This window comes from Bradyrhizobium sp. BR 10261, from assembly GCF_019455395.1.
GTDB lineage: Bacteria > Pseudomonadota > Alphaproteobacteria > Rhizobiales > Xanthobacteraceae > Bradyrhizobium > Bradyrhizobium manausense.
The window spans coordinates 56,560-81,963 of sequence record NZ_JACOFQ010000023.1 but is presented as its reverse complement, the minus strand read 5'-3'; the positions used below and the strand labels follow the sequence as shown (position 1 = coordinate 81,963).

24 protein-coding genes are annotated in these 25,404 nt (G+C 64.7%); 13 read left to right on the top strand and 11 right to left on the bottom strand.

The features are described from left to right. Positions 1-49 precede the first annotated feature (49 nt). Entirely contained in the window at positions 50-1,159 is a 1,110-nt protein-coding gene (locus HYH07_RS24995) for a DUF2336 domain-containing protein (RefSeq protein WP_220004990.1), read from the bottom strand. A gap of 105 nt (positions 1,160-1,264) precedes the next feature. After that, a complete protein-coding gene (locus HYH07_RS24990) occupies positions 1,265-1,966 on the bottom strand; it encodes an RluA family pseudouridine synthase (protein ID WP_220004989.1) in 702 nt (233 codons plus the stop codon). Between the two features lie 60 nt (positions 1,967-2,026). Between HYH07_RS24990 and ftsY the strand changes: the two genes are divergently transcribed. From ftsY to HYH07_RS24975, 3 genes are all read left to right on the top strand, one after another. Then, entirely contained in the window at positions 2,027-2,971 is a 945-nt protein-coding gene (ftsY, locus tag HYH07_RS24985; RefSeq protein ID WP_220004988.1) for a signal recognition particle-docking protein FtsY, read from the top strand. A 145-nt stretch (positions 2,972-3,116) separates the two neighbouring features. Further along, positions 3,117-3,719 (top strand): septation protein A, encoded by a 603-nt coding sequence (locus tag HYH07_RS24980; RefSeq protein WP_220004987.1) that lies wholly within the window; start codon positions 3,117-3,119, stop codon positions 3,717-3,719. 196 nt (positions 3,720-3,915) lie between these two features. Beyond that, a complete protein-coding gene (locus HYH07_RS24975; protein ID WP_220004986.1) occupies positions 3,916-5,097 on the top strand; it encodes a hypothetical protein in 1,182 nt (393 codons plus the stop codon). Between the two features lie 41 nt (positions 5,098-5,138). Here the strand turns inward: HYH07_RS24975 and HYH07_RS24970 are convergent, their stop codons facing one another. The 5 genes from HYH07_RS24970 to ccmA form a co-directional block, all read right to left on the bottom strand. Next, positions 5,139-5,732, bottom strand: a complete 594-nt coding sequence (locus HYH07_RS24970; protein ID WP_220004985.1) for a DsbE family thiol:disulfide interchange protein — start codon at positions 5,730-5,732, stop codon at positions 5,139-5,141. Beyond that, positions 5,729-5,914, bottom strand: a complete 186-nt coding sequence (gene ccmD, locus HYH07_RS24965) for a heme exporter protein CcmD (protein ID WP_409363913.1) — start codon at positions 5,912-5,914, stop codon at positions 5,729-5,731. The genes HYH07_RS24970 and ccmD overlap by 4 nt, the downstream gene beginning before the upstream one ends. Next, positions 5,911-6,696, bottom strand: coding sequence for a heme ABC transporter permease (locus HYH07_RS24960; protein ID WP_220004984.1), 786 nt, complete (start codon positions 6,694-6,696; stop codon positions 5,911-5,913). The genes ccmD and HYH07_RS24960 overlap by 4 nt, the downstream gene beginning before the upstream one ends. Before the next feature lie 91 nt (positions 6,697-6,787). Then, the gene (gene ccmB, locus HYH07_RS24955) at positions 6,788-7,456 is read right to left on the bottom strand and encodes a heme exporter protein CcmB (protein ID WP_220004983.1); all 669 of its coding nucleotides are present in this window, start codon (positions 7,454-7,456) and stop codon (positions 6,788-6,790) included. Between the two features lie 253 nt (positions 7,457-7,709). Then, on the bottom strand, positions 7,710-8,312 hold the full coding sequence (gene ccmA, locus HYH07_RS24950; protein ID WP_220005041.1) for a heme ABC exporter ATP-binding protein CcmA: 603 nt from the start codon (positions 8,310-8,312) through the stop codon (positions 7,710-7,712). A 240-nt stretch (positions 8,313-8,552) separates the two neighbouring features. Here ccmA and acnA point away from each other — a divergent pair, with 240 nt between their 5' ends. From acnA to HYH07_RS24935, 3 genes are all read left to right on the top strand, one after another. Continuing rightward, positions 8,553-11,273 carry an aconitate hydratase AcnA gene (gene acnA / locus HYH07_RS24945; RefSeq protein ID WP_220004982.1) on the top strand — a complete coding sequence of 907 codons (2,721 nt, stop codon included), beginning with the start codon at positions 8,553-8,555 and terminating at the stop codon, positions 11,271-11,273. 218 nt (positions 11,274-11,491) lie between these two features. Then, complete coding sequence (locus tag HYH07_RS24940; protein WP_220004981.1) at positions 11,492-12,271, top strand: thioredoxin family protein; 780 nt, start codon at positions 11,492-11,494, stop codon at positions 12,269-12,271. 563 nt (positions 12,272-12,834) lie between these two features. Then, complete coding sequence (locus tag HYH07_RS24935) at positions 12,835-13,206, top strand: DUF2794 domain-containing protein (RefSeq protein ID WP_057740723.1); 372 nt, start codon at positions 12,835-12,837, stop codon at positions 13,204-13,206. Positions 13,207-13,327: 121 nt separating this feature from the next. Here HYH07_RS24935 and HYH07_RS24930 read toward each other — a convergent pair whose 3' ends face one another. From HYH07_RS24930 to HYH07_RS24915, 4 genes are all read right to left on the bottom strand, one after another. Next, a complete protein-coding gene (locus HYH07_RS24930) occupies positions 13,328-13,858 on the bottom strand; it encodes a GNAT family N-acetyltransferase (protein WP_220004980.1) in 531 nt (176 codons plus the stop codon). 270 nt (positions 13,859-14,128) lie between these two features. Then, entirely contained in the window at positions 14,129-14,920 is a 792-nt protein-coding gene (locus HYH07_RS24925; protein WP_057740728.1) for a Bax inhibitor-1/YccA family protein, read from the bottom strand. Positions 14,921-15,203: 283 nt separating this feature from the next. Further along, the gene (locus HYH07_RS24920; protein ID WP_220004979.1) at positions 15,204-17,774 is read right to left on the bottom strand and encodes an ABC transporter permease; all 2,571 of its coding nucleotides are present in this window, start codon (positions 17,772-17,774) and stop codon (positions 15,204-15,206) included. Then, positions 17,771-18,493, bottom strand: a complete 723-nt coding sequence (locus tag HYH07_RS24915; protein WP_220004978.1) for an ABC transporter ATP-binding protein — start codon at positions 18,491-18,493, stop codon at positions 17,771-17,773. Before HYH07_RS24915 ends, HYH07_RS24920 begins: the two co-directional genes overlap by 4 nt. A 55-nt stretch (positions 18,494-18,548) precedes the next feature. Here HYH07_RS24915 and HYH07_RS24910 point away from each other — a divergent pair, with 55 nt between their 5' ends. The 7 genes from HYH07_RS24910 to sucD all read left to right on the top strand — a co-directional run bounded on the left by HYH07_RS24910 (position 18,549) and on the right by sucD (position 25,344). Next, positions 18,549-19,184: an arylesterase gene (locus tag HYH07_RS24910; RefSeq protein ID WP_220005040.1), complete on the top strand. Its 636-nt coding sequence runs from the start codon at positions 18,549-18,551 to the stop codon at positions 19,182-19,184. A gap of 175 nt (positions 19,185-19,359) precedes the next feature. Then, positions 19,360-19,896, top strand: coding sequence for an RNA 2',3'-cyclic phosphodiesterase (thpR, locus tag HYH07_RS24905; RefSeq protein WP_220004977.1), 537 nt, complete (start codon positions 19,360-19,362; stop codon positions 19,894-19,896). 233 nt (positions 19,897-20,129) lie between these two features. Further along, a complete protein-coding gene (gene zapE / locus HYH07_RS24900) occupies positions 20,130-21,317 on the top strand; it encodes a cell division protein ZapE (RefSeq protein ID WP_220004976.1) in 1,188 nt (395 codons plus the stop codon). A 259-nt stretch (positions 21,318-21,576) separates the two neighbouring features. Next, positions 21,577-22,545 (top strand): malate dehydrogenase, encoded by a 969-nt coding sequence (gene mdh, locus HYH07_RS24895; RefSeq protein WP_027572983.1) that lies wholly within the window; start codon positions 21,577-21,579, stop codon positions 22,543-22,545. Positions 22,546-22,742: 197 nt separating this feature from the next. After that, the gene (gene sucC, locus HYH07_RS24890; RefSeq protein WP_220004975.1) at positions 22,743-23,939 is read left to right on the top strand and encodes an ADP-forming succinate--CoA ligase subunit beta; all 1,197 of its coding nucleotides are present in this window, start codon (positions 22,743-22,745) and stop codon (positions 23,937-23,939) included. 4 nt (positions 23,940-23,943) lie between these two features. Then, complete coding sequence (locus HYH07_RS24885) at positions 23,944-24,423, top strand: DUF1579 family protein (protein ID WP_220004974.1); 480 nt, start codon at positions 23,944-23,946, stop codon at positions 24,421-24,423. A 36-nt stretch (positions 24,424-24,459) separates the two neighbouring features. Further along, a complete protein-coding gene (gene sucD, locus HYH07_RS24880) occupies positions 24,460-25,344 on the top strand; it encodes a succinate--CoA ligase subunit alpha (RefSeq protein WP_220004973.1) in 885 nt (294 codons plus the stop codon). Positions 25,345-25,404 lie beyond the last annotated feature (60 nt).

Here is a 25,404-nt window from a genome sequence, read left to right as displayed (position 1 = left end):
GGATGACGGCGGAGTGTGGAGTGCGCAGTGAGCCTCGAACTTGCGCCGGCTACGACGCCCTTACCTGCCAGAAGCGTAGCGTGCGCCTGGCATTCTCCGCCGTCATCCGCGCGAAATTGCCCTTCGCCCTCGCCACATCCGCCGGCTTCATCGCGCCGGTGGCAAAGCGGCTTTCGAGCACGGCGACCGTCGTCTCCCAGCTCAGCAGCGCCGCCTTGCACGGCACCAGCAGGCCGTCTTCGCGCAGGCTCTGCATCAGCGGACGGATCACCTCCACTGTCGATCCGGACAGTGCCGCCAGCGCGGCCACGGTTTCCTCGTAACGACGCTGTCGCGCGAAGTTCAGCAGTGTCGCCTCGTTGAGCTGGCCGGTCGCCTTGAGATTTCCGATCGCCCGCTTGGCGCCTTCGAAGTCGCGGACAGCAGACATCTCGCGCTCGATGCCGACAGTGACGGCAGCGATCGCGTTCTGGATTTCCTCGAACAGATGCGGCGGCGCGCGCGACAGCAGCCGAGTACGCACGGCGTCTGTCGCCGAACGCAGCAACTGGCGGCGCAGATCCGAGGGCAGGTCGACGCGGACGCCGACGCTGACGGCAAGCTCGGGATCGGATTCGGCCTGGCCGACGATGATGGCAAAGCCGTTGCCGGAGACGCGCGCGCCCGGATTGGCGGCGAGACGCTTGCTGACGCTCGGATAGCGGCGCGACAGCAGCGCGTCGGTGACGATCTCCTTCAGCCACCAGCGGCCGGCGACCGCGAGCAGATGCGGCTCGCTCTTGCTGGCGGCGATCTTCACCAGCTCGCCATCGTCGAGCCGCGCGGATTCCTGCAGCACGGGGCCGGCGATGCGGATCTCGTCATTGTTGGCGAGGCGGCGGATCACAGCAGGCGGTGCCTGTGCGATGGGCGCGAGCTGGGCGCTGATCTCGGCCAGCGCCACGCGCGCTGCGACGTCGGCGATGGCGCGCAGCTCGATGGTGCCGATCAGGCGCTCGAGCACGTCGTCGAACAGCGCGATCTGCTCGTCGTTGAAGCTTCCGGCGGAGGAGAGAAACAGGTCGGTGACGCGCCGTGCGGTCTCCAAGCCCTTTTCCGCCGAGCCGGTCCGGATCGCGGATTCGACCTCGTCGATGATCGATAGCTGGGCCGTGGACATGACGCGCTGCTCGTCCTGAGCGGAATGACGGAAGCTTCTTCTAAGCGACCGTTATCATTAGAGGCGAGCCCTGAACGTTTCGTAAACCATGCTCGGGAGAAGCTGCTATTCCCCGTTCCAGCCGCAGGCGCGGAGCTTGTCGTGCATGTGGGGCGGGGCGGGTGCGACCACGCGGATCGGCTCCTTGTTCCGGGAGATCGGCACCACGATCTCGCGGGAATGCAGATGCAGCTTCGGCTCGCCGAAGCGCGGGCCGTTGCCGTAAATGTTATCGCCGAAGATCGGCCAGCCGGTCGCGGACGAATGCACCCGCAATTGGTGGGTCCGGCCGGTCACCGGTTCCATGGCCAGCCAGGTGAAGCCGTCGCCGCGGCCCATCACCTTCCAGTTGGTGATCGCCTTCTGTCCCTCGGGGTCGGGCTTCTGCCACCAGCCACGCTCGGCATTGAGCCGGCCGAGCGGCATGTCGATGGTGCCTTCGTCCTCGGCAGGGCCGCCCTCGACAACGGTCCAGTAGGTCTTGCCGATCTTGCCGTGCTTGAACAGGAGGCCGAGCGAGGCGGTCGCCTTGCGATGGCGGCCGAGCACCAGGCAGCCGGAGGTGTCCTTGTCCAGCCGGTGGGCCAGCACCGGCGGCCGCGGCAGACCGAACCGGAGCGCGTCGAAGGAGTCTTCCAGATTGGGGCCGCCCTTGGGGCCGCGATGCACCGGCAGGCCGGCCGGCTTGTCGATGACCAGCATCAAGCCGTCGCGGTGGAGCACGCGGGCTAAAATCTCCTCGGCGGTCAATTCGGGAACATCGAGCAATTGCAAGTCTTTCGGTCAAGGCTTTCGTTTGGGAGCCGGAACGGCTAACACACCGCCACCATGAACGATACCACTGACACCCCCAAGCTGAGCTGGTGGCGCCGCCTGTCCAACGGGCTGAAGCGCACCTCATCCTCGCTCGGGACCGCGGTCGCCGACCTCGTCACCAAGCGCAAGCTCGACCGCGCCATGCTCGACGACATCGAGGACGTGCTGCTGCGCGCCGATCTCGGCACGTCAGTCGCGGTGCGGATCGCGGATGCCGTCGGCACCGGGCGCTATGACAAGGCGATCTCGGCCGACGAGGTCAAGGACGTGGTCGCGACCGAGGTCGAGAAGGTGCTGGCGCCGGTGGCGAAGCCGCTCGAGATCGATACGGCCAAGAAGCCGTTCGTCATCCTCGTGGTCGGCGTCAACGGCTCCGGCAAGACCACGACCATCGGAAAGCTCTCGCAAAAATTCGCCTCCGAAGGCCGCAAGGTGATGCTCGCCGCCGGCGACACCTTTCGCGCCGCCGCGATCGAGCAGCTCAAGGTCTGGGGCGAGCGCACCAAGACGCCTGTGATCGCGGGCGCGCAGGGCTCGGATTCGGCGAGCCTCGCCTTCAATGCGCTGACCGCGGCGAAAGAGCAGAACATCGACGTGCTCCTGATCGACACCGCCGGCCGGCTGCAGAACAAGGCCGAGCTGATGAACGAGCTCGAGAAGGTCGTGCGTGTCATCCGCAAGGTGGACGCGACAGCGCCGCATGCGGTGCTGCTCGTGCTGGACGCCACCGTCGGCCAGAACGCGCTGTCGCAGGTCGAGGCCTTTCATCGCACGGCGGGCGTCACCGGTCTCGTCATGACCAAGCTCGACGGCACCGCGCGCGGCGGCATCCTGGTGGCGCTTGCGGAGAAGTTCAAATTGCCGGTGCACTTCATCGGTGTCGGCGAAGGCGTCGACGATCTCGCGCCGTTCACCGCGCGCGATTTCGCCCGCGCCATCGCCGGAATCGAGTCATAGGTTTCTTGTCATGCCCCGCGAAGGCGGGGCATCCAGTACGCCGCGGCTTCTCGGTTCAAGCCGAGCTGCCTCTGGAATACCGGATCCCCCGCCCCAGTGCGCAATTGCGCACAGGGCGGGTGATGACAACAACAAAGGTCAAGGAATGGACAAGACCCAGCCGCATCCGCTGTTCAAGCTGGCGACCGAGCTCGGTCCGCTGCTCGTGTTCTTCTTCGTCAATGCGAAGTTCAATCTGTTCGCCGCAACCGGCGCCTTCATGGTCGCGATCGTGGCGGCGATGGCCGCCTCCTATGTGGTGACGCGGCACATTCCGATCATGGCGATCGTGACCGGTGTGATCGTGCTGGTGTTCGGCACGCTGACCCTGGTGCTGCACGACGAGACCTTCATCAAGCTCAAGCCGACCATCATCTATGGCCTGTTCGCCGCGATCCTCGGCGGCGGCCTGTTGTTCGGCCGCTCCTTCATCGCGGTGATGTTCGATCAGATGTTCAATCTGACCCCGCAGGGCTGGCGCATCCTCACGCTGCGCTGGGCGCTGTTCTTCGCCGGCATGGCGGTCTTGAACGAGATCGTCTGGCGCACCCAGAGCACGGACTTCTGGGTGAACTTCAAGGTGTTCGGTGTCACGCCCATCACGATGATCTTCGCCATCGCCCAGATGCCCCTGACCAAGCGCTATGGAATCGAGCCGGTGTCGCTGGAGACCAGCGAGGCCGAAGCGGGGGATATCAGGAAGGGCTAGCGCCGGCCCGGTTCCCGCCTGCTAACGGTAGCCGAGCCTGTGCACGCGCGCGCACCGGATCGGGCGGCGGTTGCGGCCGGTTCCTTCATTGCTCTGTAACTGCAACCTGAAATTATTCAGCGCCTTGCCTTGCCTGAAGGGCCGAAGGCAGTAGCCTTTTCTCACAAGAAATGGTGGCACGCCGGAGGGCCCGGTGGTGAGCGCAAAACAGGACCACACCGCTGAACACCTGATCCAGTACCTTCGGCAACTCGCTCCGCAGGTCCGGCGCCGCCTGCTTGCCGAGCTGGAGCGGCTACATTCCCTCGGCGAAGACATTCCGCATTCCGAGCCATTGATCGCGGCGCTGCGTGCCGAGTTTCGCAACACGGGCCAGAATCATTATCGGGTCGGAAATCCCTCGCGCTTCTTCTTCGAGCCGCTCGAGCCGGTTCTGGTCGACCGGGCGCCGGAGCGGGCCAATAGCGGCCAGATCGCCCGCGGATCGCTCGCGCCGATCTGGAGCCTCGTGACGGAGCAATTGCTGCGCAGCATGGCCGCGGACTACATCGCCAAAGCGACGGATGTCATCTCGGCCGACAAGCAGCACGAGGCGCGGCAGATGGCCCAGGCGTTCCAGAAGAAGGTCCTGATCTCCCTCAACGGCCTGCTTGGTTCGGCCGAGGGGGCTGCCAGCATTCGCGATGGGCTGATGGCCTATACCAGTGCGCATGCGACCTTCGACGACCTCAAGAAGATGCTGCGCTACCTCGACATGCAGCGGGAGCTCGCGGACTTTGGCCGGGCGCTCGCGCCGAAGATTGCGCGGCTCGAGGGCGCCAGCCTTGACAAGGTCCTTGGCCTTTTGGCCGCGCTCAAGGCGAAGCGTGTCGATGCCGTGCCGTTCGCGCTCACGATCCTCGCAAGACGTCTGGAAACCCCTTGGGAGCTGCTGTCCGTCGCGACCGCTCCGGCCAGTGACCGGACCGCAGCGCGGATCGCAGCGTCGCCCTTCGCGGTTGCGGTTTCAATGGTGCTCGATCAGATCGAGGAGAAGCATCTCCTCCTGCTGTTTGCGCTCAGGAACAACCGCCCGGTACGCGCCAGGGAGATCGTTGCCGAGATCTACCGGATCGAGGCGGCGCTGAGGACCGAGATCGAGCTCAAAGGATCCGTCTGGGCGCAGCATCTGGATGATCTGATGAGGACCGTCCAGGCCGCCGTCGATGCCGAGATCAGCACCATTCCGGTCGATCACCGCCACCTGACGCATATTCTGGAATCGCCGCGGTTGCGACCGGACCATTCCCTCGGTCACAAGGTCGGCCATATGTTCGAGAAGGGCTGGGATGTCGTGGCCGGGCTGCTTGCAGGCCACACGGATCAATGGTCGCGATGATTCCGTGAGCGTAGCCCGCGGAGAGCTCATCGGCGAGATCGTCAGCTTCCGGCTTTGAGCGCCTTGTCGAGTTGCGGCAAGAGCACGGCTTTGAGATTGTCCGGCGTGATCGGGCCGACCAGCTTGTAGACGATGGTGCCTTCAGGGCCGACGACAAAAGTCTCCGGCACGCCATAGACGCCCCACTCTATCGAGGCACGGCCATTGGCGTCGACGCCGACGCGGCCGAACGGATTGCCGTAGCGGCCGAGGAAACGGCGGGCGTTCTCCGGCGTATCCTTGTAGTTGATGCCGACGAGCTGGAAGCGCTTGTCCTTGGCAAGTTCGCTCAAGAGCGGCGCTTCATCATGACAGGGCACACACCAGGACGCCCAGACATTGACGAGGCTGACCTTGCCCTTGAATGCGGAGGGATCGAAGCCCGGCACCTGCACATTGTCGGCCTGCAATCCTTCCAGCGGCGGCAGCGTGGTCTGCGGTGCGGGGTGGCCGATCAGCGCGGAGGGAATTCGCGAGGGATCACCGCTGCCGAGCCGGAACCAGAACAGCACCGCAAGTCCGACGAAGGCGAGCAGCGGCAGCACCATCAGGAAGGTGCGGCGCTGTGGAGGTGCGGACGTCGTTTGATCGCTCATGGTGCATCCACTGCGCTGCGGCCCGAGCGGCGCGTGACCCCGCTGCGCTCGAGCTGGCGCAGCCGCTCCGTCTGATTGCGATAATCGATGATGACCCAGCCGATCAGGAGCGCGACCACGAGGGCCGCTGCCGCGTAGGATGTCACAATGAAGGGCGCGTAAGGACCGAGCGACATCGTCACGCGGCGCCTTTTGACACGTTTTCTTCACGCGAACCGGTACCCGCTTCGCTCGAAAACGCTACGCGGCTCGCCTGCATCATCTGCAGGGAGCGCACGCGCCGGCGCAAAATCTCATTGCGCATCGCGGCAAGGTGCAGCGTGACGAACAGCAACGTGAATGCGACGGCCATCACCAGGAGCGGAATCAGGAACGCCTTGTCGAGCGTCGAGCCGCCCATGCGCATCACCGAAGCCGGCTGGTGCAGCGTATTCCACCAGTCGACCGAGAATTTGATGATCGGAAGATTGAGCGCGCCGACCAGCGTCAGCACGGCGGCAGCGCGCGCCGCGCGCGAGGGATCTTCCACCGCGCGCCACAGCGCCATCAGCCCGAGATACATCAGGAACAGGATCAGCACCGAAGTCAGCCGCGCATCCCACTCCCAATAGGTGCCCCACATCGGCCGGCCCCACAGCGAGCCGGTGAGCAGCGCCAGGAAGGTGAAGCTGGCGCCGATCGGTGCCGCGGCTTTCGCCGCGACATCGGCAAGCGGATGCCGCCACACCAGCGTGCCGAGCGAAGCGACGCTCATCACGCCCCAGACGAACATCGACAGCCACGCATTGGGCACGTGGATGAACATGATCTTCACGGTCGCACCCTGCTGATAATCGTCGGGGGCGTATGCGGATTGATAGAGGCCGATCGCGAGCAGGACGATGGTCGCGGCCGCGAGCCACGGCAGCACCCGCGCCGAGAGCGCGAGGAACCTGGTGGGGTTGGCGAGGTCGATCAGCGACATTGTATCCTGATAAAGCACCCGGGACTGCTCACGCAATCAGCATGAAAGCGCGCAGCGAAAGTTGATCGGGGTCAAGGCAACCGAGCTCGTTTCAATCCAGTCCATGTTTCAGGCTCGCCGCCGCCGCGAACGGGCCGATCACGAGGCTGACCAGCGACAGCGCGCAGAGGATCGAGAACGGCGCGCCGAACGACAGCGGTCCCGTGATCGCGGCCTGCGAGGCGGCAACGCCGAAGATCAGCACGGGAATCGACAGCGGCAGCACCAGCACGGCCATCAACAGCCCGCCCCGATGCAGCGTCACCGCCAGCGCCGCGCCGATCATGCCGGTGAAGGTCAGGGCGGGGGTGCCCGCCAGCAGCGTCAGCGCCACCGCAGCCGTGGCGACCATGTCCAGGTTGAGCAGCAGCCCGAGCACGGGGGTTGCAACAATCAGCGGCAGGCCGGCGGCCAGCCAATGCGCCAGCGCCTTGGCGGCGCATGCCAGTTCCAGCGGCGTCCGGCTCATCGTGATCAGGTCGAGCGATCCGTCCTCATGGTCGGCCATGAACAGCCGGTCGAGCGTGAGCAGGCTGGCCAGCAGCGCCCCGAGCCACAGGATGGCTGGCCCCAGCCGCGACAGCAGCGCCAGGTCCGGCCCGACCGCGAACGGCATCAGGACGACGACGGTCAGGAAGAACAGCACGCCAATCAATGCCCCGCCGCCAACGCGGACCGCGATGCGGATGTCCCGGCGGATCAGGGCGGCGAGGGCGGTCATGGGAGGCTTCCGGCGGCGAGTCGGCCAAGAGAGCCCGCCCCGCTCCCCGCGCACGCTGCGCTCCCTCCCCCCTTGTGGGGGAGGGTGGGGGAGAGGGGTAGCCCAGGAAATGGTGCACTTGAGACCAGAGAAGAACGTCGGTCGACCGAGAGAGTCCCCGTGTGGCGCCCCCCTCCCTGACCCTCCCCCACAAGGGGGGAGGGAACGGAGAGGCCGGTGGCCAGCCCTTCGAAAAGCTGAGGGTCAGGCCACCTCACGCCGCACCCCCGATTCTTAGCTCCCGCGATTCAATCCCCAGCGGTCCATGGGTCGCCGCGATGATCATCCCGCCGCGCGCCAGATGCTCCCGCATCAGGCTGCCGAACATGTCCTGTCCTGCGATGTCCAGTGCATTGGTCGGCTCGTCCAGCAGCCAGACCGGGCGGCGGACCGTCAGCAGCCGGGCCAGCGAGAGGCGGCGGCGCTGTCCCGCCGACAAGAAGCCCGCGGGAAGATGAGCGGCATGATCGAGACCGACGGTGGCGAGGCTTTCAGCCGCCTCGCAGCGTTCGCCGCCCAGGAAATCGGCCCAAAATGACAGATTTTCCGCCACGCTGAGCGCCGGCTTGAGCGCATCTCGATGGCCGAGATAGTGGCATTGCTCCGGCAATGTCAGCTCGGTATCGCCACCGTCCAGTACGATCCTGCCACCGGCCGGAATGAGCAGGCCCGCGATCAGCCGCAGCAGCGAGGTCTTGCCCGATCCGTTACGGCCGACCACGGCCATGGCCTCGCCGGCAACGGCCTCGAAATCGAGCCCGGAAAACACCTCGCGGCCGCCGCGCACGCAAGTCACGCCGCGTCCGGCCAGCTGCATCTTGACTGGGACCAACCCGTTCACAGCCGGGCCTCAGGAAATCTTGGGGTAGCGCATCAGAATTTTTGGCTCGCGGCTTGCTCGGTACTGTTGTGGCTGTGGCGGCGCGGTTAGAAAACTTCTATAAGCCCGGAACTACTTGATGCAGCAACTTAACCTGCCCCTGCAAGCGACCCAGCCTGCTACGCTGACGGTGTTAAAATACCCTGCCGGGTATGTCTAACAATTGGGATTTCCTACATGACCTCGCTCGACAGCTTCAAATGCAAAAAGACCCTCAAGGTCGGCGCCAAGACCTATGTCTATTACAGCCTGCCCACGGCCGAGAAGAATGGTCTGAAGGGAATTTCGAAACTTCCTTATTCGATGAAGGTCCTGCTCGAGAACCTGCTCCGCAACGAAGACGGCCGCTCGGTCAAGAAGGAAGACATCGTCGCCGTCTCGAAATGGCTGCGCAAGAAGTCGCTGGAGCATGAGATCGCGTTCCGCCCGGCCCGCGTGCTGATGCAGGATTTCACCGGCGTTCCGGCCGTGGTCGACCTCGCCGCCATGCGCAACGCGATGCAGAAGCTCGGCGGCGAGCCTGAGAAGATCAACCCGCTGGTCCCCGTCGATCTCGTCATCGACCACTCCGTGATCGTGAACTTCTTCGGCGACAACAAGGCTTTCGCCAAGAATGTCACGGAAGAATACAAGCAGAACCAGGAGCGCTACGAGTTCCTGAAGTGGGGCCAGAAGGCGTTCTCGAATTTCTCGGTCGTGCCGCCCGGCACCGGCATCTGCCACCAGGTCAATCTCGAATATCTCTCCCAGACGGTCTGGACCAAGAAGGAGAAGATGACGGTCGGCAAGAAGACCGGCACTTTCGAGGTTGCCTATCCTGACTCGCTGGTCGGCACCGACTCGCACACCACCATGGTCAATGGTCTGGCCGTGCTCGGCTGGGGCGTCGGCGGCATCGAGGCGGAAGCCTGCATGCTCGGCCAGCCGCTGTCGATGCTGCTGCCCAACGTCGTCGGCTTCAAGCTGAAGGGCGCGCTGAAGGAAGGCGTCACCGCGACCGATCTCGTGCTGACGGTCACGCAGATGCTGCGCAAGCTCGGCGTGGTCGGCAAGTTCGTCGAGTTCTTCGGCCCCGGCCTCGACAACCTCTCCGTAGCCGACAAGGCGACCATCGCCAACATGGCGCCTGAATATGGCGCGACCTGCGGCTTCTTCCCCGTCGACGCCGCTGCAATCGACTACCTCAAGACCTCGGGCCGTGCCGCGCCGCGCGTTGCGCTGGTGCAGGCCTATGCCAAGGCGCAAGGCCTGTTCCGCACCGCCAAGTCGGCCGATCCCGTGTTCACGGAGACGCTGACGCTCGATCTCGCCGACGTCGTCCCGTCGATGGCCGGTCCGAAGCGTCCCGAAGGCCGCATCGCGCTGCCGTCGGTCGCCGAAGGTTTTTCGCTCGCGCTCGGCACCGAGTACAAGAAGGCCGAGGAGCCCACGAAGCGCTTCCCCGTCGAGGGCAAGGACTTCGAGATCGGCCATGGCGACGTCGTCATCGCGGCCATCACCTCCTGCACCAATACCTCGAACCCGAGCGTGCTGATCGGCGCCGGCCTCTTGGCCCGTAACGCGGCCGCGAAGGGCCTGAAGGCCAAGCCGTGGGTGAAGACCTCGCTGGCTCCGGGCAGCCAGGTGGTCGCCGGCTATCTCGCCGATTCCGGTCTGCAGAAGGATCTCGACAAGGTCGGCTTCAACCTGGTCGGCTTCGGCTGCACCACCTGCATCGGCAATTCCGGTCCGCTGCCGGAGGAGATCTCGAAGTCGATCAACGACAACGGCATCGTCGCCGCGGCCGTGCTGTCAGGTAACCGCAATTTTGAAGGCCGCGTCTCGCCGGATGTGCAGGCGAACTATCTGGCCTCGCCGCCGCTGGTGGTTGCCCACGCGCTCGCCGGCAGCGTCACCAAGAACCTCGCCGTCGAGCCGATCGGCGAAGGCAAGGACGGCAAGCCGGTGTACCTGAAGGACATCTGGCCGACGACGAAGGAGATCAACGCCTTCATGAAGAAGTTCGTGACCTCGACGATCTTCAAGAAGAAGTATGCCGACGTGTTCAAGGGCGACGCCAACTGGCGCAAGATCAAGACGGTCGAGAGCGAGACCTATCGCTGGAACATGTCGTCGACCTATGTGCAGAATCCGCCTTATTTCGAAGGCATGAAGAAGGAGCCGGAGCCGGTCACCGACATCGTCGAGGCGCGCATCCTCGCCATGTTCGGCGACAAGATCACCACCGACCACATCTCGCCGGCCGGTTCGATCAAGCTCACCTCGCCTGCGGGCAAATATCTCAGCGAGCACCAGGTGCGTCCGGCCGACTTCAACCAGTACGGCACGCGCCGCGGCAATCATGAAGTGATGATGCGCGGCACCTTCGCCAACATCCGCATCAAGAACTTCATGCTGAAGGGCGCCGATGGAAACATCCCCGAAGGCGGTCTGACCAAGCACTGGCCCGACGGCGAGCAGATGTCGATCTACGACGCCGCGATGAAATACCAGCAGGAGCAGGTGCCGCTCGTCGTGTTCGCCGGCGCCGAGTACGGCAACGGCTCCTCGCGCGACTGGGCTGCGAAGGGCACGCGCCTGCTCGGCGTTCGCGCCGTGATCTGCCAGAGCTTCGAGCGCATCCATCGCTCCAACCTGGTCGGCATGGGCGTGCTGCCGCTGACCTTCGAGGAAGGCACCTCGTGGTCGTCGCTTGGCCTGAAGGGCGACGAGAAGGTCACGCTGCGTGGCCTGGTCGGCGACCTCAAGCCGCGCCAGAAGCTGACCGCGGAGATCGTCTCGGGCGACGGTTCGCTGCAGCGCGTTTCGCTGCTCTGCCGCATCGATACGCTGGATGAGCTCGATTACTACCGGAACGGCGGCATTCTGCACTATGTGCTGCGCAAACTCGCGGCTTAAGCGCGAATTTGTGAACGGTGGCTCACCGCGACGTGAGTAGAAGGTTAAACCAAGGCGGCCTATCAAAAGGCCGCCTTCGTACGTTTTGCGGTATGTTTCGGATGGGTTCGTCCCGCAAAATCCTGCCCTGGATAGTTGAATGTACCGCGCCCGTAAGACTACGGTGACCATCAGTCGATAAGATCTTCCCCCAACGAGTGACCTGTGTGACTTTCAACATGACTGGCATGATGGTTTCTAATTTCGTTTCGCGATGGTCCGGAGCATTCTGGTCAGGAGCACTCGGCATCTGCGCCATCGTCGCCGTCATCCGCCCCGCCCATGCCGATCCCCGCGCCGTGGTCGAGCTCTTCACCTCGCAGGGCTGCTCCTCGTGCCCGCCTGCCGACAAGGTCATCGGCGATCTCGCCAAGGACCCCTCGATCATCGCGTTGAGCATGCCGATCGATTATTGGGATTATCTCGGCTGGAAGGATACGCTGGCGGATTCACGTTTCTCGGCGCGGCAGCGCGCCTATTCGCGTATGCGTGGTGACCGCGAGGTCTACACGCCGCAGGTCGTGGTCAACGGCGCCGCGCATGTCATCGGCAGCGACCGCGCCGGCATCGAAAGCGCGATCGGCAAGACCGACGCTGGCATGGGCATCATGAGCGTGCCGGTGACCATGTCGCTCGCGGGCAAGCAGATCAATGTGTCGGTTGCCGCGAGCAACGAGCCGACGGTCTCGCATGGCGAGGTCTGGATCTGCTCGATCGTGAAATCGGTGCCGATCGAGATCAGTCGCGGCGAGAACCGCGGACAGCAGATCACCTATCATAACGTCGTGCGCAATTTACTGAAGGTCGGCGACTGGCACGGACATCCGGAAAGCTGGACCGTGCCGATCGAAAATTTGACGTCGCGCGATGGCGTCGATGGTGCGGTGGTCTACGTCCAGGACGGCAGCCGCGAGAGGCCCGGCCCGATGCTGGGCGCGGCGTACACGTCGCTGCATTGAAGCGCGCGCCGAATTCTCTCACGACAATCTGTCTCTCGTCATTCCGGGGCGCGCGAAGCGCGAACCAGCAATCCATTTCACCGCGCGTGCTGTCGCCCAATGGATTCCGGGTTCGCGCCAAGTGGCGCGCCCCGGAACGACATGAGTGGAACATCCCGCCACCAACAAAAAAGGACCAACTTGCGTTGGCCCTCCTTGTCGCGCGTACAGACCCGATCCTGTTCGACCCCGGGGGGCTGGGGGCTGAGGAATCCGGAACCGAAAGGACCGGGTCAACGCACACCATCCTTTTCGCAACGCAGGACGGCGGGCGGTGGGCGGAAAAGCGGCGATCCTGTGATTCCTGCTAACGATGCCGTGACGGTCTGCCGCTGAGAAGTTCCACCGCTGCGTGTGTCATGATGAACTGGCCCTTGGCGAGGTCGGCCCGGTCCTTCGGCGGCCCTTCAAGGAGCCCCTTGCGGGCGGGAACAGTTGGCGCAATCATGCAGATGTCATGATCCGCGGTTCCGGGGACGGTCTTCGCGGAGGCGGTTCATGCTGACGCGATGAGGAGGCGCCCCATGAGCTTGACGTCGGAGGATGCCGATCCGAGCGAGCAGCGCGCAGTGGCGCGCCCCGCCGCTGCGAATGCCCAACCCGGCCGGGTGACGTTCAACCGGCTCGAGCTGCACCGAATTCTCAATCTCTATGGCCGCATGGTCGCCGACGGCGAGTGGCGCGATTATGCCATCGATTTCCTGAAAGACCGCGCGGTGTTCTCGGTCTTTCGCCGCGCCTCCGAAGTGCCGATCTACCGGATCGAGAAAGATCCGCGGCTCGCGCGCAAGCAGGGCATGTACAGCGTGATCTCGGCGACCGGCCTGATCCTGCGCCGCGGCCACGAACTCGAGCGCGTGCTGCTGGTGATCGATCGGAAGCTGGCGGTGGTGTAGCCCCCGGTGCCGTAGGGTGGGCAAAGGCGCAAAGCGCCGTGCCCACGACCTTTCTCCATCGTCACAGACCGTGGGCACGCTTCGCTTTGCCCACCCTACGAGACCTTTCTTCCTACGAGACCTACTTCCCCGGCACCGTCTTCGCGCCTTCACCGAGATCCCGCTGCATCATCACCGTATCCAGCCAGCGGCCGAATTTCAGGCCGACATTGGGATGCGTGCCGATCATCTTGAAGCCGCCTCTGGTATGCACGCCGATCGAGCCGGCATTGGCGGAATCGCCGATCACGGCGATCATCTGGCGGAAGCCGCGCGCCTCGCATTCGCTGATCAGCCGCTGCAGCAGCATCGAGCCGATGCCGCGGCGGTGGAAGGCGGGATCGAGATAGATCGAGTTCTCGACCGTGAAGCGATAGGCCGGACGCGGCCGGTAGGCGCCGGCATAGGCGTAGCCCGCGACGCTGCCGTCGATCAGAGCGACGAAATAGGGATAGCCGCCGTCGACCAGGACGCGATAGCGGCGCGTCATTTCGGCGAGGTCAGGCGGATCCAGCTCGAACGTCGCGGTGCCCTCGCGGACGGCCTGCTGGTAGATGGCGGTGATGGCGGGAAGGTCGGCCTCGATGGTGGGCCTGATTTCGGGTGCGGACATGAAGGAGGAGATTAGTGCGTCCTGGCCGCGGCTGGAAGGGGCAACACTGCTTCCCTTTCCTCCGTCAATCGATCCACTTTCTTCGGTGTCATGCCCCGCGTAGGCGGGGCATCCAGTACGCCGCGGCCCCTCGATTCAGTCACAGGCGTCACGGAGTACTGGATCGCCCGCCTTCGCGGGCGATGACGGCGGTGGGTATTGCGACATCCAGCCAAACAAAAACCCCGGCCTTTCGGCCGGGGCTCGTGTCCGTTCGCTCTTGCCTGGCGCTTAGTCGCGCTGGCCGAGCAGCTGCAGCAGCAGCGTGAACAGGTTGATGAAGTTCAAGTACAGCGACAGCGCGCCGGTGATGGCCGCACGTTCGGCGATGTCGCCGCCGGCCGAGGCGTAGCCGTAGATGTACTCGTTCTTCAGCCGCTGGGTGTCCCAGGCGGTGAGGCCGGCGAACACCAGCACGCCGACGACCGAGACGATGAACTGGAGCGCCGAGCTGGCCAGGAACAGGTTCACCAGGCTCGCGATGATGATGCCGATCAGGCCCATGAACAGGAACGAGCCCATGCCGCTCATGTCACGCTTGGTGGTGTAGCCGTAGAGGCTCAGTGCGCCGAAGGTCGCCGCCGTGATGAAGAACACCCGCACGATCGAGTCATGCGTGTAGACCAGGAAGATGGTCGACAGCGAGACTCCCATCAGCGCCGAGAACACCCAGAACAGGATCTGGGCGGTCGAGGGGGCCAGACGGTTGATGCCCGCGGAGATCACGAACACCATGGCGAGCGGCGCCAGCATGAACAGATATTTCAGCGGGCTCACGAACATCGCGTAGCCGAACGGCGTCAGGAACAGCTTGCCGACGCGAACCGCTTCCGGGGTCGGAACATCGGTCACGGCGGCCATGTAGACACCGAGCGCGGCAAGGCCGGTGATGGCGAGGCCGATGCTCATGTAGTTGTAGATGCGCAGCATGTAGGCGCGCAGTCCGGCGTCGACCGTCGCGGCGTCAACACGCCCGGCGGCCCTGCCGAAAGGAGAAGCGTAATTGCGGTCTAGGTCCGACATGGTCGAATTCCCGTTGGTTGGCCCGGTCCGGCACAGGGGTTGCCATGCCGCCGGTTCGTCAAATTCTATCTCGGATACCGATGCCTGCCGACATTAATTTTGGCTAACAATCGGGGCTCCGAACCCATCCGATATGTGGGAAACTAACACATCCGCCGCAACGGTCCACGCGCGGCCGAATGTCGCCCTTGCGGCGCAATCCTGACGTGAGCCTGACAAGCAGACGTGGTTAACCGCGGGAATGGCGCGATTCCGCTCCCGCGCGGCCGGCCGCTACCTTTTGTCACAAATTCCGCAACACCGTGGCGGGCTTTTTGTTCAACGCCAGCAGCGTTCCGGCGAGGCCGAGCCCGACGGTGACGACCAGGGCGGCGGCAACCACGGCGGCCGCGCTTGCACCCTGCCAGACGAAGGTCAGCGTCATCAGCCGCGTCACGATCATCCAGGCCGCTATGCTGCCGGCGATCACGCCGAACATTGCGGTGGCAAGGCCTATCAGCAGATATTCGAGCGCATAGGCGCCGAGCAGCCGCAGCCGGGTCGCGCCGAGGGTCTTCAGGATCACCGCATCGTAGACGCGGTGGCGATGGCCAGCGGCGAGCGCGCCGCCCAGCACCAGGATCGCCGAGATCAGCGTCACGGCGCTGGCGCCGCGGATCGCGAGCGCCAGATTGGTCACGACCGCGCCGACCGTCTCCATGACCTCGCGTACGCGCACGCTCGTCACCATTGGGTAAGCATCCGCAACCTGCTTGATGATCTTGCCGTCGCCGGTTGGATCGCCGGAGGCTTCGGTCAGCGTCGCGATGTGGGTGTGCGGCGCGCCCTTGAAGGCGTTCGGCGAGAACACCAGGACGAAATTGATACCCATCCCCTGCCAGTCGATGTTGCGCAGATTGCTGATCTTCGCCGGGATGTCGCGGCCGAGCACGTTGACCACGATCTCGTCGCCGAGCTTGAGGCCGAGGCCATCGGCGATCTTCTTCTCCATCGAGACCAGCGGCGGGCCGGAATAATCGGCGCCCCACCATTCGCCCTCGACTACCTTGGAACCCTTCGGCAACTCGCCGGTATAGGTCAGGCCGCGGTCGCTTTGCAGCACCCATTCGGAATCGGTCGTGGGCTTGAGGTCCTCGGCACGCAACCCGCGGGCGGCGACGATGCGCCCGCGCAGCATCGGCACGTCCTCGACCTTCGCGCCAGGAGCGATCTGGCGCAGATAGTCGTCGAACGGAGCGGCCTGGGTGCTCGGAATGTCAATGAAGTAGAACGACGGCGCGCGGTCGGGCAGCGCGGCGAGGAACTGCCGGCGCAGATTGCCGTCGATCTGGGTGATGGTGACGAGCACGGCAAGACCCAGCCCGAGCGACAGCACGACCGATGGCGTCAGCGCGCCCGGCCGGTGAATGTTGGCGATCGCCAGCCGCAGCATGGTGAAGCGCGTGCGCGGCAGTTTTCGCGCGATCGCCATCAGCAGGCCGGCGACGCCGCGCAAGACGGCGAAGACGACGACGGAGGAGATCACGAACACCGCGGCGATGCGCTTGTCGAAGGACAGGCCGATCACCACGGCAACCAGCAGCGCGACGACGACACCCATGAACACGAGATAGCCCAGCCGCGGCCGGTGCCATTCGGCGGCGATGGTGTCGCGGAACAGCGCCGCGACCGGCACGTCATGCACGCGCCCGAGCGGCCACAGGCCGAAGGCGAGCGCGGTGAGCAGGCCGTAGACGAAGGACAGCGCGAGCTCGCCCCCATGCACGGCCGGCACCACCGGCAGCGGCAGCAGCTTGCCGAACAGGCCGACGATGGCGAACGGCATCGCTGCTCCCAGCGCCAGCCCGATCACCGAGCCGATCGCGGCGAGCAAAATGACCTGCGCGAGATAAATGCCGAACACGTCGCGGCCCGTGGCGCCGACGGCCTTGAACGCCGCGATCACCTCGAGCCGGCGATCGATATGGCTCTTCACCGCATTGGCGACGCCGACGCCGCCGACCAGCAGTGCGGCGAGGCCGACCAGGGTCAGGAATTGCGTGAAGCGGCTGATGTTGCGTTCGAGCTGCGGCGAGGCGTTGGAGCGGCTGCGCACCTCCCAGCCGGCCTCTGGCGCGGCGTTGCGCGCATCCGCGATGAAGCCGTCGGTGGCGCGGTCGCTGTTGGCGGCATCAGGCAGCTTCACGCGGTAGACCCAGCGCACCAGGCTGCCGGGCTGGATCAGTCCGGTGGCACGCAAGGCGGCCTCGCTGATCAGGAAGCGCGGACCAAAGCCGATGCCGCCGGCAAGCTTGTCGGGCTCGGCCTCGACGGCGCTGCGGATCTGGAAGGTTGCGGATCCGATGGTGAGGCGGTCGCCAATTTTGAGTGAGAGCCGCGCCAGCAGCGCCGGGTCGGCGGCGGCGCCGAATGCGCCGTCCTTCTCCGCGAGCAGATCCGCGAGCGGCAGCTCCGGAGCCAGCGTCAGCTGCCCGAGCATCGGATAGGTGTCATCGACCGCCTTCATCTCGACCAGCGCCAGCTTGCCCTCGCCCGAGCGAGCCATGCCGCGCAAGGTCGAAGCCACGGAGACTTTGCCGCGCGAACGCAGGAAGGCGACCTCCTCGGGCTTGGCCTCGCGCTGAAACAGCACGAACGAGACGTCGCCGCCGAGCAGCGTGCGCCCCTCGCGCGCGAGGCCGTCGCTCAGGCTCGCCGACACCGAGCCGACGCCCGATATCGCCATCACGCCGAGCGCGATGCAGGCGATGAAGACGTAGAAGCCGCGCAGGCCACCGCGCAATTCGCGCAAGGCATAGCGCAGCGACAGCGCAACGCCGTTCGGCTTCGCAAACGCTTGGGCAGCGACGCTCATGCGTTCGTCGTCTGCGTGTCGATGCGGCCCGAGCGCAGGCGGATCACGCGATCGCAGCGATGCGCCAGCGAGGAATCGTGCGTGACCAGCACCAAAGTCATGCCGCGCTCGGCATGCTTGGTGAAGAGCAGGTCGATGATCTGCTTGCCGGTCGCCTCGTCGAGATTGCCGGTCGGCTCGTCCGCGACGAGGATGGCAGGATCGGGCGCCAGCGCGCGCGCGAGCGCGACGCGCTGCTGCTCGCCGCCGGAGAGTTGCGTCGGATAATGATGCAGGCGGTCACCGAGGCCGACCGATTGCAGCTCCTCTGCCGCGCGCTTGCTGGCATCAGGATTGCCGGCGAGCTCGAGCGGCACCGCGACATTCTCCAGCGCCGTCATGGTCGGGATCAGATGGAAGGACTGGAAGACGATGCCGACCTGGCGGCCGCGGAAGCGGGCCAGCGCGTCCTCGTCGAGGGCATTGAAAGGCGTGCCACCCACCACCACCTCTCCGCTATCAGGACGCTCCAGCCCCGCCATCACCATCAGCAGCGTGGATTTGCCCGAGCCTGACGGGCCGATCAGGCCGATCGTCTCCCCCGAGCCGACGCGCAAGCTGATATCCTTGAGGATGTGAACGCGTGCCGCCCCCGACCCCAATGAGAGATTGACGTTGGAGATGGCGATGGTGTCCGGCGTGGTACCGGCGAGCGACGAGGAAGCGATGCTGATGTCCATGGTCCGGTCATATGGCAAGTCCGATAGCGCGGTCGAGAGGCGTTACGGATTGTTCATGCACATAGCCGTGTTGATGCTCGCCTTGATGACGCTCGCAGGTCCCGCCTGGGCGGACGCGGCAAAGCCGATCAAGCTCGTCGTCCTCGGCGATTCCTTGAGTGCCGGTCTTGGCCTTTCGGCCCAGGATGCGTTTCCGGCCAGGCTGAAAAAAGCCTTGCAGGCCAAGGGCATAGAGATCGACATGACCAATGCCGGCGTGTCGGGCGACACCGCGTCCGGCGGCCGCGACCGGCTCGACTGGTCGGTGCCTGAGGGAACCGAGGGCGTGATCGTCGAGCTCGGCGCCAACGACGCCATGCGCGGCATCGACCCTGACTTGACGCGGGCGGCGCTCGCCGACATCGTTCAGCGTCTCAAGGCGCGCAAGATCGCCGTGATGTTGTGTGGGATGCTGGCGCCGCCGAATTTCGGCGCGGACTATGGTGCGCGCTTCAATTCGATTTATCCGGAACTGGCGAAACGGTTCGACGTGCCGCTCTATCCGTTCTTCCTCGAGGGCGTCGCGGCCGATGCCAAGCTCAACCAGGCCGACGGCATTCATCCGACCGCTGCAGGCGTCGACATCGTCGTCGACAAGATGCTGCCCACCGTGGAGGCATTCGTGCGCACGATCGGCGAGCAACGCCGTTGAAAAGCAGGCAATGCTAACCCTAACACCCAGGGTTTTTCGGGTGTAGCCTTGGCAACACTTCGCAGAGTCACACAACTGCGATAGGAATCAGGGTACCGGTGATTCGTCGCCGGCTCTAATTTGGATAGGGTCCTTGGCTTTGAGGACTGTACCCAAGCATCGGGAGTGCGAAACGATGCCGCGTTTGTTCACTGGTCTGGAAATTCCGGCCGAGATTGGCCAGTCGCTTTCCAATCTTAGAGGCGGCCTTCCCGGCGCCCGGTGGATCGATCCCGAAAATTATCACGTCACTCTGCGCTTCATCGGCGATATCGACGGCGCCTCCGCCAACGAGATCGCGTCGATGCTGTTTCGCATCGATCGCAAACCCTTTGAAGTGAAGGTGCAGGGCTTGCAGAGCTTCGGCGGCCGCAAGCCGCGCGCGGTGGTCGCCACCATCGCCCCGAGCAAGCCGCTGATGGATCTGCAGGCCGAGCTCGAACGCATGATGCAGCGGATCGGCCTCGATCCGGAAGGGCGCAAATTCATTCCGCATGTCACGCTGGCCCGGCTGCACGACGCCACCGACCGCGACGTCGCCGACTATCTCTCGATCCGCGGCTACTTCCCGAGCAAGGCCTTCATGGCCGAGCGGTTCGTGCTGTTCTCCTCCCGCGCATCGACCGGCGGCGGGCCCTATGTGGTCGAGGACGCCTACGAGCTGTGTGCGTGATCTTCACCTCTCCCCGCTTGCGGGGAGAGGTCGGGTCGCTCTTGCGATCCGGGTGAGGGGGTACAGGTCTCTCTACCATCTCACGTGTGGAGAGAGGCCCCTCACCCCAACCCTCTCAGCGCGCGCGAAGCTCGTCGCGGCCCCGCAAGAGCGGGGCGAGGGAGAAGAATCCGCATAGCCCGTCCACCAATTGACGGCTTGCAATTTCCGCCGGTCTCTGGCGGTAAAGGGCGATGCTCTCCACCCCGAACTCCTCCTTCAGCGAAGCCTATCAGGCCCAGATCGCCTCCGGCGCGATCGAGGCCGATGCCGCGCAGGCCGAAGTCGCCGAAGCCTATTCAGCGCTGGATCTGCGGCTCGCGAACTACAGCCCCAGGCGCAAGCAGGGCCTGCTCGCCCGCCTGTTCAACGGCGGCGACAAGGACGAGGCGCCGCGCGGGCTCTACGTCCATGGCGAGGTCGGTCGCGGCAAGACCATGCTGATGGACCTGTTCTTCCAGCACTCGAATGTCGAGCACAAGCGCCGCGCGCATTTCCACGAATTCATGGCCGACGTGCACGAGCGCATCTACGACTACCGCCAGAGCATCGCGCGCGGGCAGATCCCCGATGGCGACGTCATCGCGCTGACGGCGCATGCGATCTTCGAGGAGAGCTGGCTGCTCTGCTTCGACGAATTCCACGTCACCGACATCGCGGACGCGATGATCCTCGGACGCCTGTTCGCAAAGCTGTTCGAGCTCGGCACCGTCGTGGTCGCAACCTCCAACGTCGCGCCCGACGATCTCTACAAGGGCGGCCTCAACCGCGCGCTGTTCCTGCCCTTCATCAAGCAGATCACCGACCACATGGACGTGACGCGGCTCGACGCGCGCACCGACTTCCGGCTGGAAAAACTCCAGGGCGTGCCGATGTGGCTGACGCCGGCGGATGGCGATGCCGACACGGCGCTCAACCGCGCCTGGGCGAAGATGACAGGCAATGCCAAATGCAAGTCGCGCGATATTCAGATCAAGGGCCGCACCCTGCACGTGCCGTGCTCGGCCCATGGCGTCGCGCGCTTTGCCTTCGCCGATCTCTGCGAGAAGCCGCTGGGCGCATCCGACTACCTCAGGCTGGCGCACGACTATCACACCATCCTGGTCGACCACATTCCAGTGATGGACTTCTCCCAGCGCAACGCCGCCAAGCGCTTCATCACGCTGATCGACACGCTCTATGACAATGCCGTGAAGCTGATGGCCTCGGCCGACGCCAACCCGATCTCGCTCTACATCGCCGATGAGGGCACCGAGGCGATGGAGTTCAAGCGGACCGCCTCGCGCCTGATCGAGATGAGTTCGGAATCCTATCTGGCGCTGCCTCATGGCCGCAAGGACTCCACCGCCAGCGGCTCCACCAAGGGCCTGGTCGAGACTTAAGTCCTATTGGCCGCGAAGGTACCGCTGTCATTCCGGGGCGCGCGGAGCGCGAGCCCGGAATCTATCGCGCTACAAACTCTGCCGCCGGATGGATTTCCGGGCTCGCGACTTCGTCGCGCCCCGGAATGACGACCAGCTATGCTGGCTGCTATCTCGGCAAGCCCGACAAATGGGCATCCACCGACTTGAACGGGGGAAGCGAAAGGGATAACCACCCTCTCAGTTTTCCCCTCCTCACGTGTCTAAAGGACAGGTTCACATGGCGCGCGACAAGATTGCTTTGATTGGCTCCGGTCAGATCGGCGGAACGCTGGCTCACCTCATCGGCCTGAAAGAACTGGGCGACGTCGTGATGTTCGACATCGCCGAGGGCGTGCCGCAGGGCAAGGCGCTCGACATCGCGCAGTCCTCGCCGGTCGACGGTTTCGACGCGCATTACACCGGCGCCAACTCCTACGAGGCGCTCGACAACGCAAAAGTCTGCATCGTCACCGCCGGCGTGCCGCGCAAGCCCGGCATGAGCCGCGACGACCTCCTCTCCATCAACCTCAAGGTCATGGAGCAGGTCGGTGCCGGCATCAAGAAATACGCTCCCGACGCCTTCGTCATCTGCATCACCAATCCGCTCGACGCCATGGTCTGGGCGCTGCAGAAGGCTTCCGGCCTGCCGCACAAGAAGGTCGTCGGCATGGCCGGCGTGCTCGACTCCGCGCGCTTCCGCTACTTCCTGGCCGACGAGTTCAACGTCTCGGTCGAAGACGTCACCGCCTTCGTGCTCGGCGGCCATGGCGATACCATGGTGCCCCTGGTGAAATACTCCACCGTCGCCGGCATCCCGCTGCCCGACCTCGTCAAGATGGGCTGGACCTCGCAGGCGCGCCTCGACGAGATCGTCGATCGCACCCGCAACGGCGGCGCCGAGATCGTCAATCTGCTCAAGACCGGCTCGGCCTTCTACGCCCCGGCCGCCTCGGCCATCGCGATGGCCGAGAGCTATCTGAAGGACAAGAAGCGCGTGCTGCCCTGCGCCGCCTATCTCAACGGCGAGTACAGCGTGAAGGACATGTATGTCGGCGTGCCCGTCGTGATCGGCTCCAAGGGCGTCGAGCGCGTCGTCGAGATCGAACTCGCCGGCAAGGACCGCGAGGCCTTCGACAAGTCGGTCGGCGCCGTGCAGGGTCTGGTCGACGCCTGCAAGAAGATCGCCCCCGATCTTCTCGGCCGTTAAGACGCAACAATCCCGCCGAAGACCGAAACCGGTCTTCGGCGGTTTCACTTCCGGGCCCTGACGACCGGGGCGGGTCTGGGTCCAGGATTTCCGGTGTCAAAGAATCCGGGTTGAAGTTCCTGTGGTATATGGTATGCCAGCCACAAGACTGAGGTGGGCCCATGAGGTCACCGCCCGCGGGTTCAGGGAGCGACCATATGAATATTCATGAGTATCAGGCCAAGGCGCTGCTGAGCGAGTTCGGTGTGCCGATCTCCAAGGGCGTTCCAGTCCTGAGTGCCACCGACGCAAGCGCAGCAGCCATGGCGCTGCCCGGTCCGGTCTGGGTGGTGAAGAGCCAGATCCACGCCGGCGGCCGCGGCAAGGGCAAGTTCAAGGAAGCCTCGGCCGGCGACAAGGGCGGCGTCCGCATCGCCAAGTCGGCCGCCGAAGTCTCCGAATTCGCCAAGCAGATGCTGGGTGCCACCCTCGTGACCGTGCAGACCGGCCCGGCCGGCAAGCAGGTCAACCGCCTCTACGTCGAGGACGGCTCCGACATCGACAAGGAGTTCTATCTCTCGATCCTGGTCGACCGCGAAACCTCGCGCGTTTCCTTCGTCGTCTCGACCGAAGGCGGCGTCAACATCGAGGACGTCGCACACAACACCCCCGAGAAGATCGTGACCTTCTCGGTCGATCCCGCCACCGGCATCATGGGCCATCACGGTCGCACGGTCGCGAATGCCCTGAAGCTCTCGGGTGATCTCGCCAAGCAGGCGGAAAAACTCACCGCGCAGCTCTATGCGGCGTTCGTCGCCAAGGACATGTCGATGCTGGAGATCAACCCGCTGGTCGTGACCAAGCAGGGTCAGCTCCGCGTGCTCGACGCCAAGGTATCGTTCGACGACAACGCGCTGTTCCGCCACCCCGAGGTGCTCGCGCTGCGCGACGAGACCGAGGAAGACGCCAAGGAAATCGAGGCGTCCAAGTACGACCTCAACTATGTCGCCCTCGACGGCAATATCGGCTGCATGGTCAACGGCGCCGGTCTTGCCATGGCGACGATGGACATCATCAAGCTCTACGGCATGGCGCCGGCGAACTTCCTCGACGTCGGCGGCAGCGCCAGCAAGGAGAAGGTCGCGGCCGCGTTCAAGATCATCACCGCCGATCCCAACGTGAAGGGCATCCTGGTCAACATCTTCGGCGGCATCATGAAGTGCGACGTGATCGCCGAAGGCGTCACCGCTGCAGTTCGTGAGGTCGGCCTCAGCGTGCCGCTGGTGGTTCGCCTCGAAGGTACCAATGTCGAGCTCGGCAAGAAGATCATCCGCGAATCCGGCCTGAACGTGGTGCCGGCGGACAATCTCGACGACGCCGCGCAGAAGATCGTGAAGGCCGTCAAGGGAGGCTAAGGCCATGGCCCAGGATCATCTCTCCGCATCATCTCCACTTGCAGAGCATGCGCGTCTCGCCGCATTCGCCGGCGAATGGAATGGCGAAGAGATGGTCTTTCCGTCGCGCTGGACGGCGGGCGGACCGGCCACCTCGCGCACCGTCGCGCGCATGGATCTCAACGGGTTCTATCTGATCCAGGACTCGGTGCAGATGCGCGATGGCAAGGAGGTCTTCGCCACCCACGGCCTCTTCACCTACGACCGCGACGACCGGACCTACAAATTGTTCTGGTACGATTCGCTTGGCTACACGCCGCCCTCGCCCGCTTCCGGCGGCTGGGTCGGCAACACCCTGACACTGGTGCGCGGCTCGCTTCGCGGCAATGCGCGCCACGTCTACGAGATCATCGACGATGCCTCCTATTCGTTGAAGATTCAGTTCTCGCCGGATGCGGAAGGCTGGGCCGACGTGCTCACCGGCATCTACCGCCGCATCCACTGACCCTCTCACTCAGTTCGTTTCGCGAAAGCAGACCTCATGTCCATCCTGATCGACAAGAACACCAAGGTCATCTGCCAGGGCTTCACCGGCAAGAACGGCACCTTCCATTCCGAGGCTGCGATTGCTTACGGCACCAAGATGGTCGGCGGCACTTCGCCGGGTAAAGGCGGCTCGACCCATCTCGGCCTGCCGGTGTTCGACACGGTGCGCGAGGCGCGGGAGAAGACCGGCGCCGACGCGTCGGTGATCTACGTGCCGCCGCCCGGCGCGGCGGATGCGATCTGCGAGGCCATCGACGCCGAGATCCCGCTGATTGTCTGCATCACCGAAGGCATTCCCGTCATCGACATGGTGCGCGTGAAGCGCTCGCTCGCCGGCTCCAAGTCGCGCCTGATCGGGCCGAACTGCCCGGGCGTCATGACCGCCGGCGAGTGCAAGATCGGCATCATGCCCGCCAACATCTTCAAGACCGGATCGGTCGGCATCGTGTCCCGTTCCGGCACGCTGACCTACGAAGCCGTGTTCCAGACCACCCAGGAAGGCCTCGGCCAGACCACCGCGGTCGGCATCGGCGGCGACCCGGTCAAGGGCACCGAGTTCATCGACGTGCTCGAAATGCTGCTGGCCGACCCCAAGACCGAGTCGATCATCATGATCGGCGAGATCGGCGGTTCCGCCGAGGAAGACGCCGCCCAGTTCCTCAAGGACGAGGCCAAGCGCGGCCGCAAGAAGCCGATGGTCGGTTTCATCGCGGGCGTCACCGCCCCTCCCGGCCGCCGCATGGGCCACGCCGGGGCGATCATTTCGGGCGGCAAGGGCGATGCCGGTTCCAAGACGGAAGCGATGAAATCCGCAGGTATTACAGTGTCGCCGTCGCCGGCACGCCTCGGCCACACGCTTGCCGAAAAGTTGAAAGGCTGATTCACTCCTTCGTGCTTTTCCGGGCGAAGTTTCGCAACAAATAGGGTAAAGGGTGCCTGT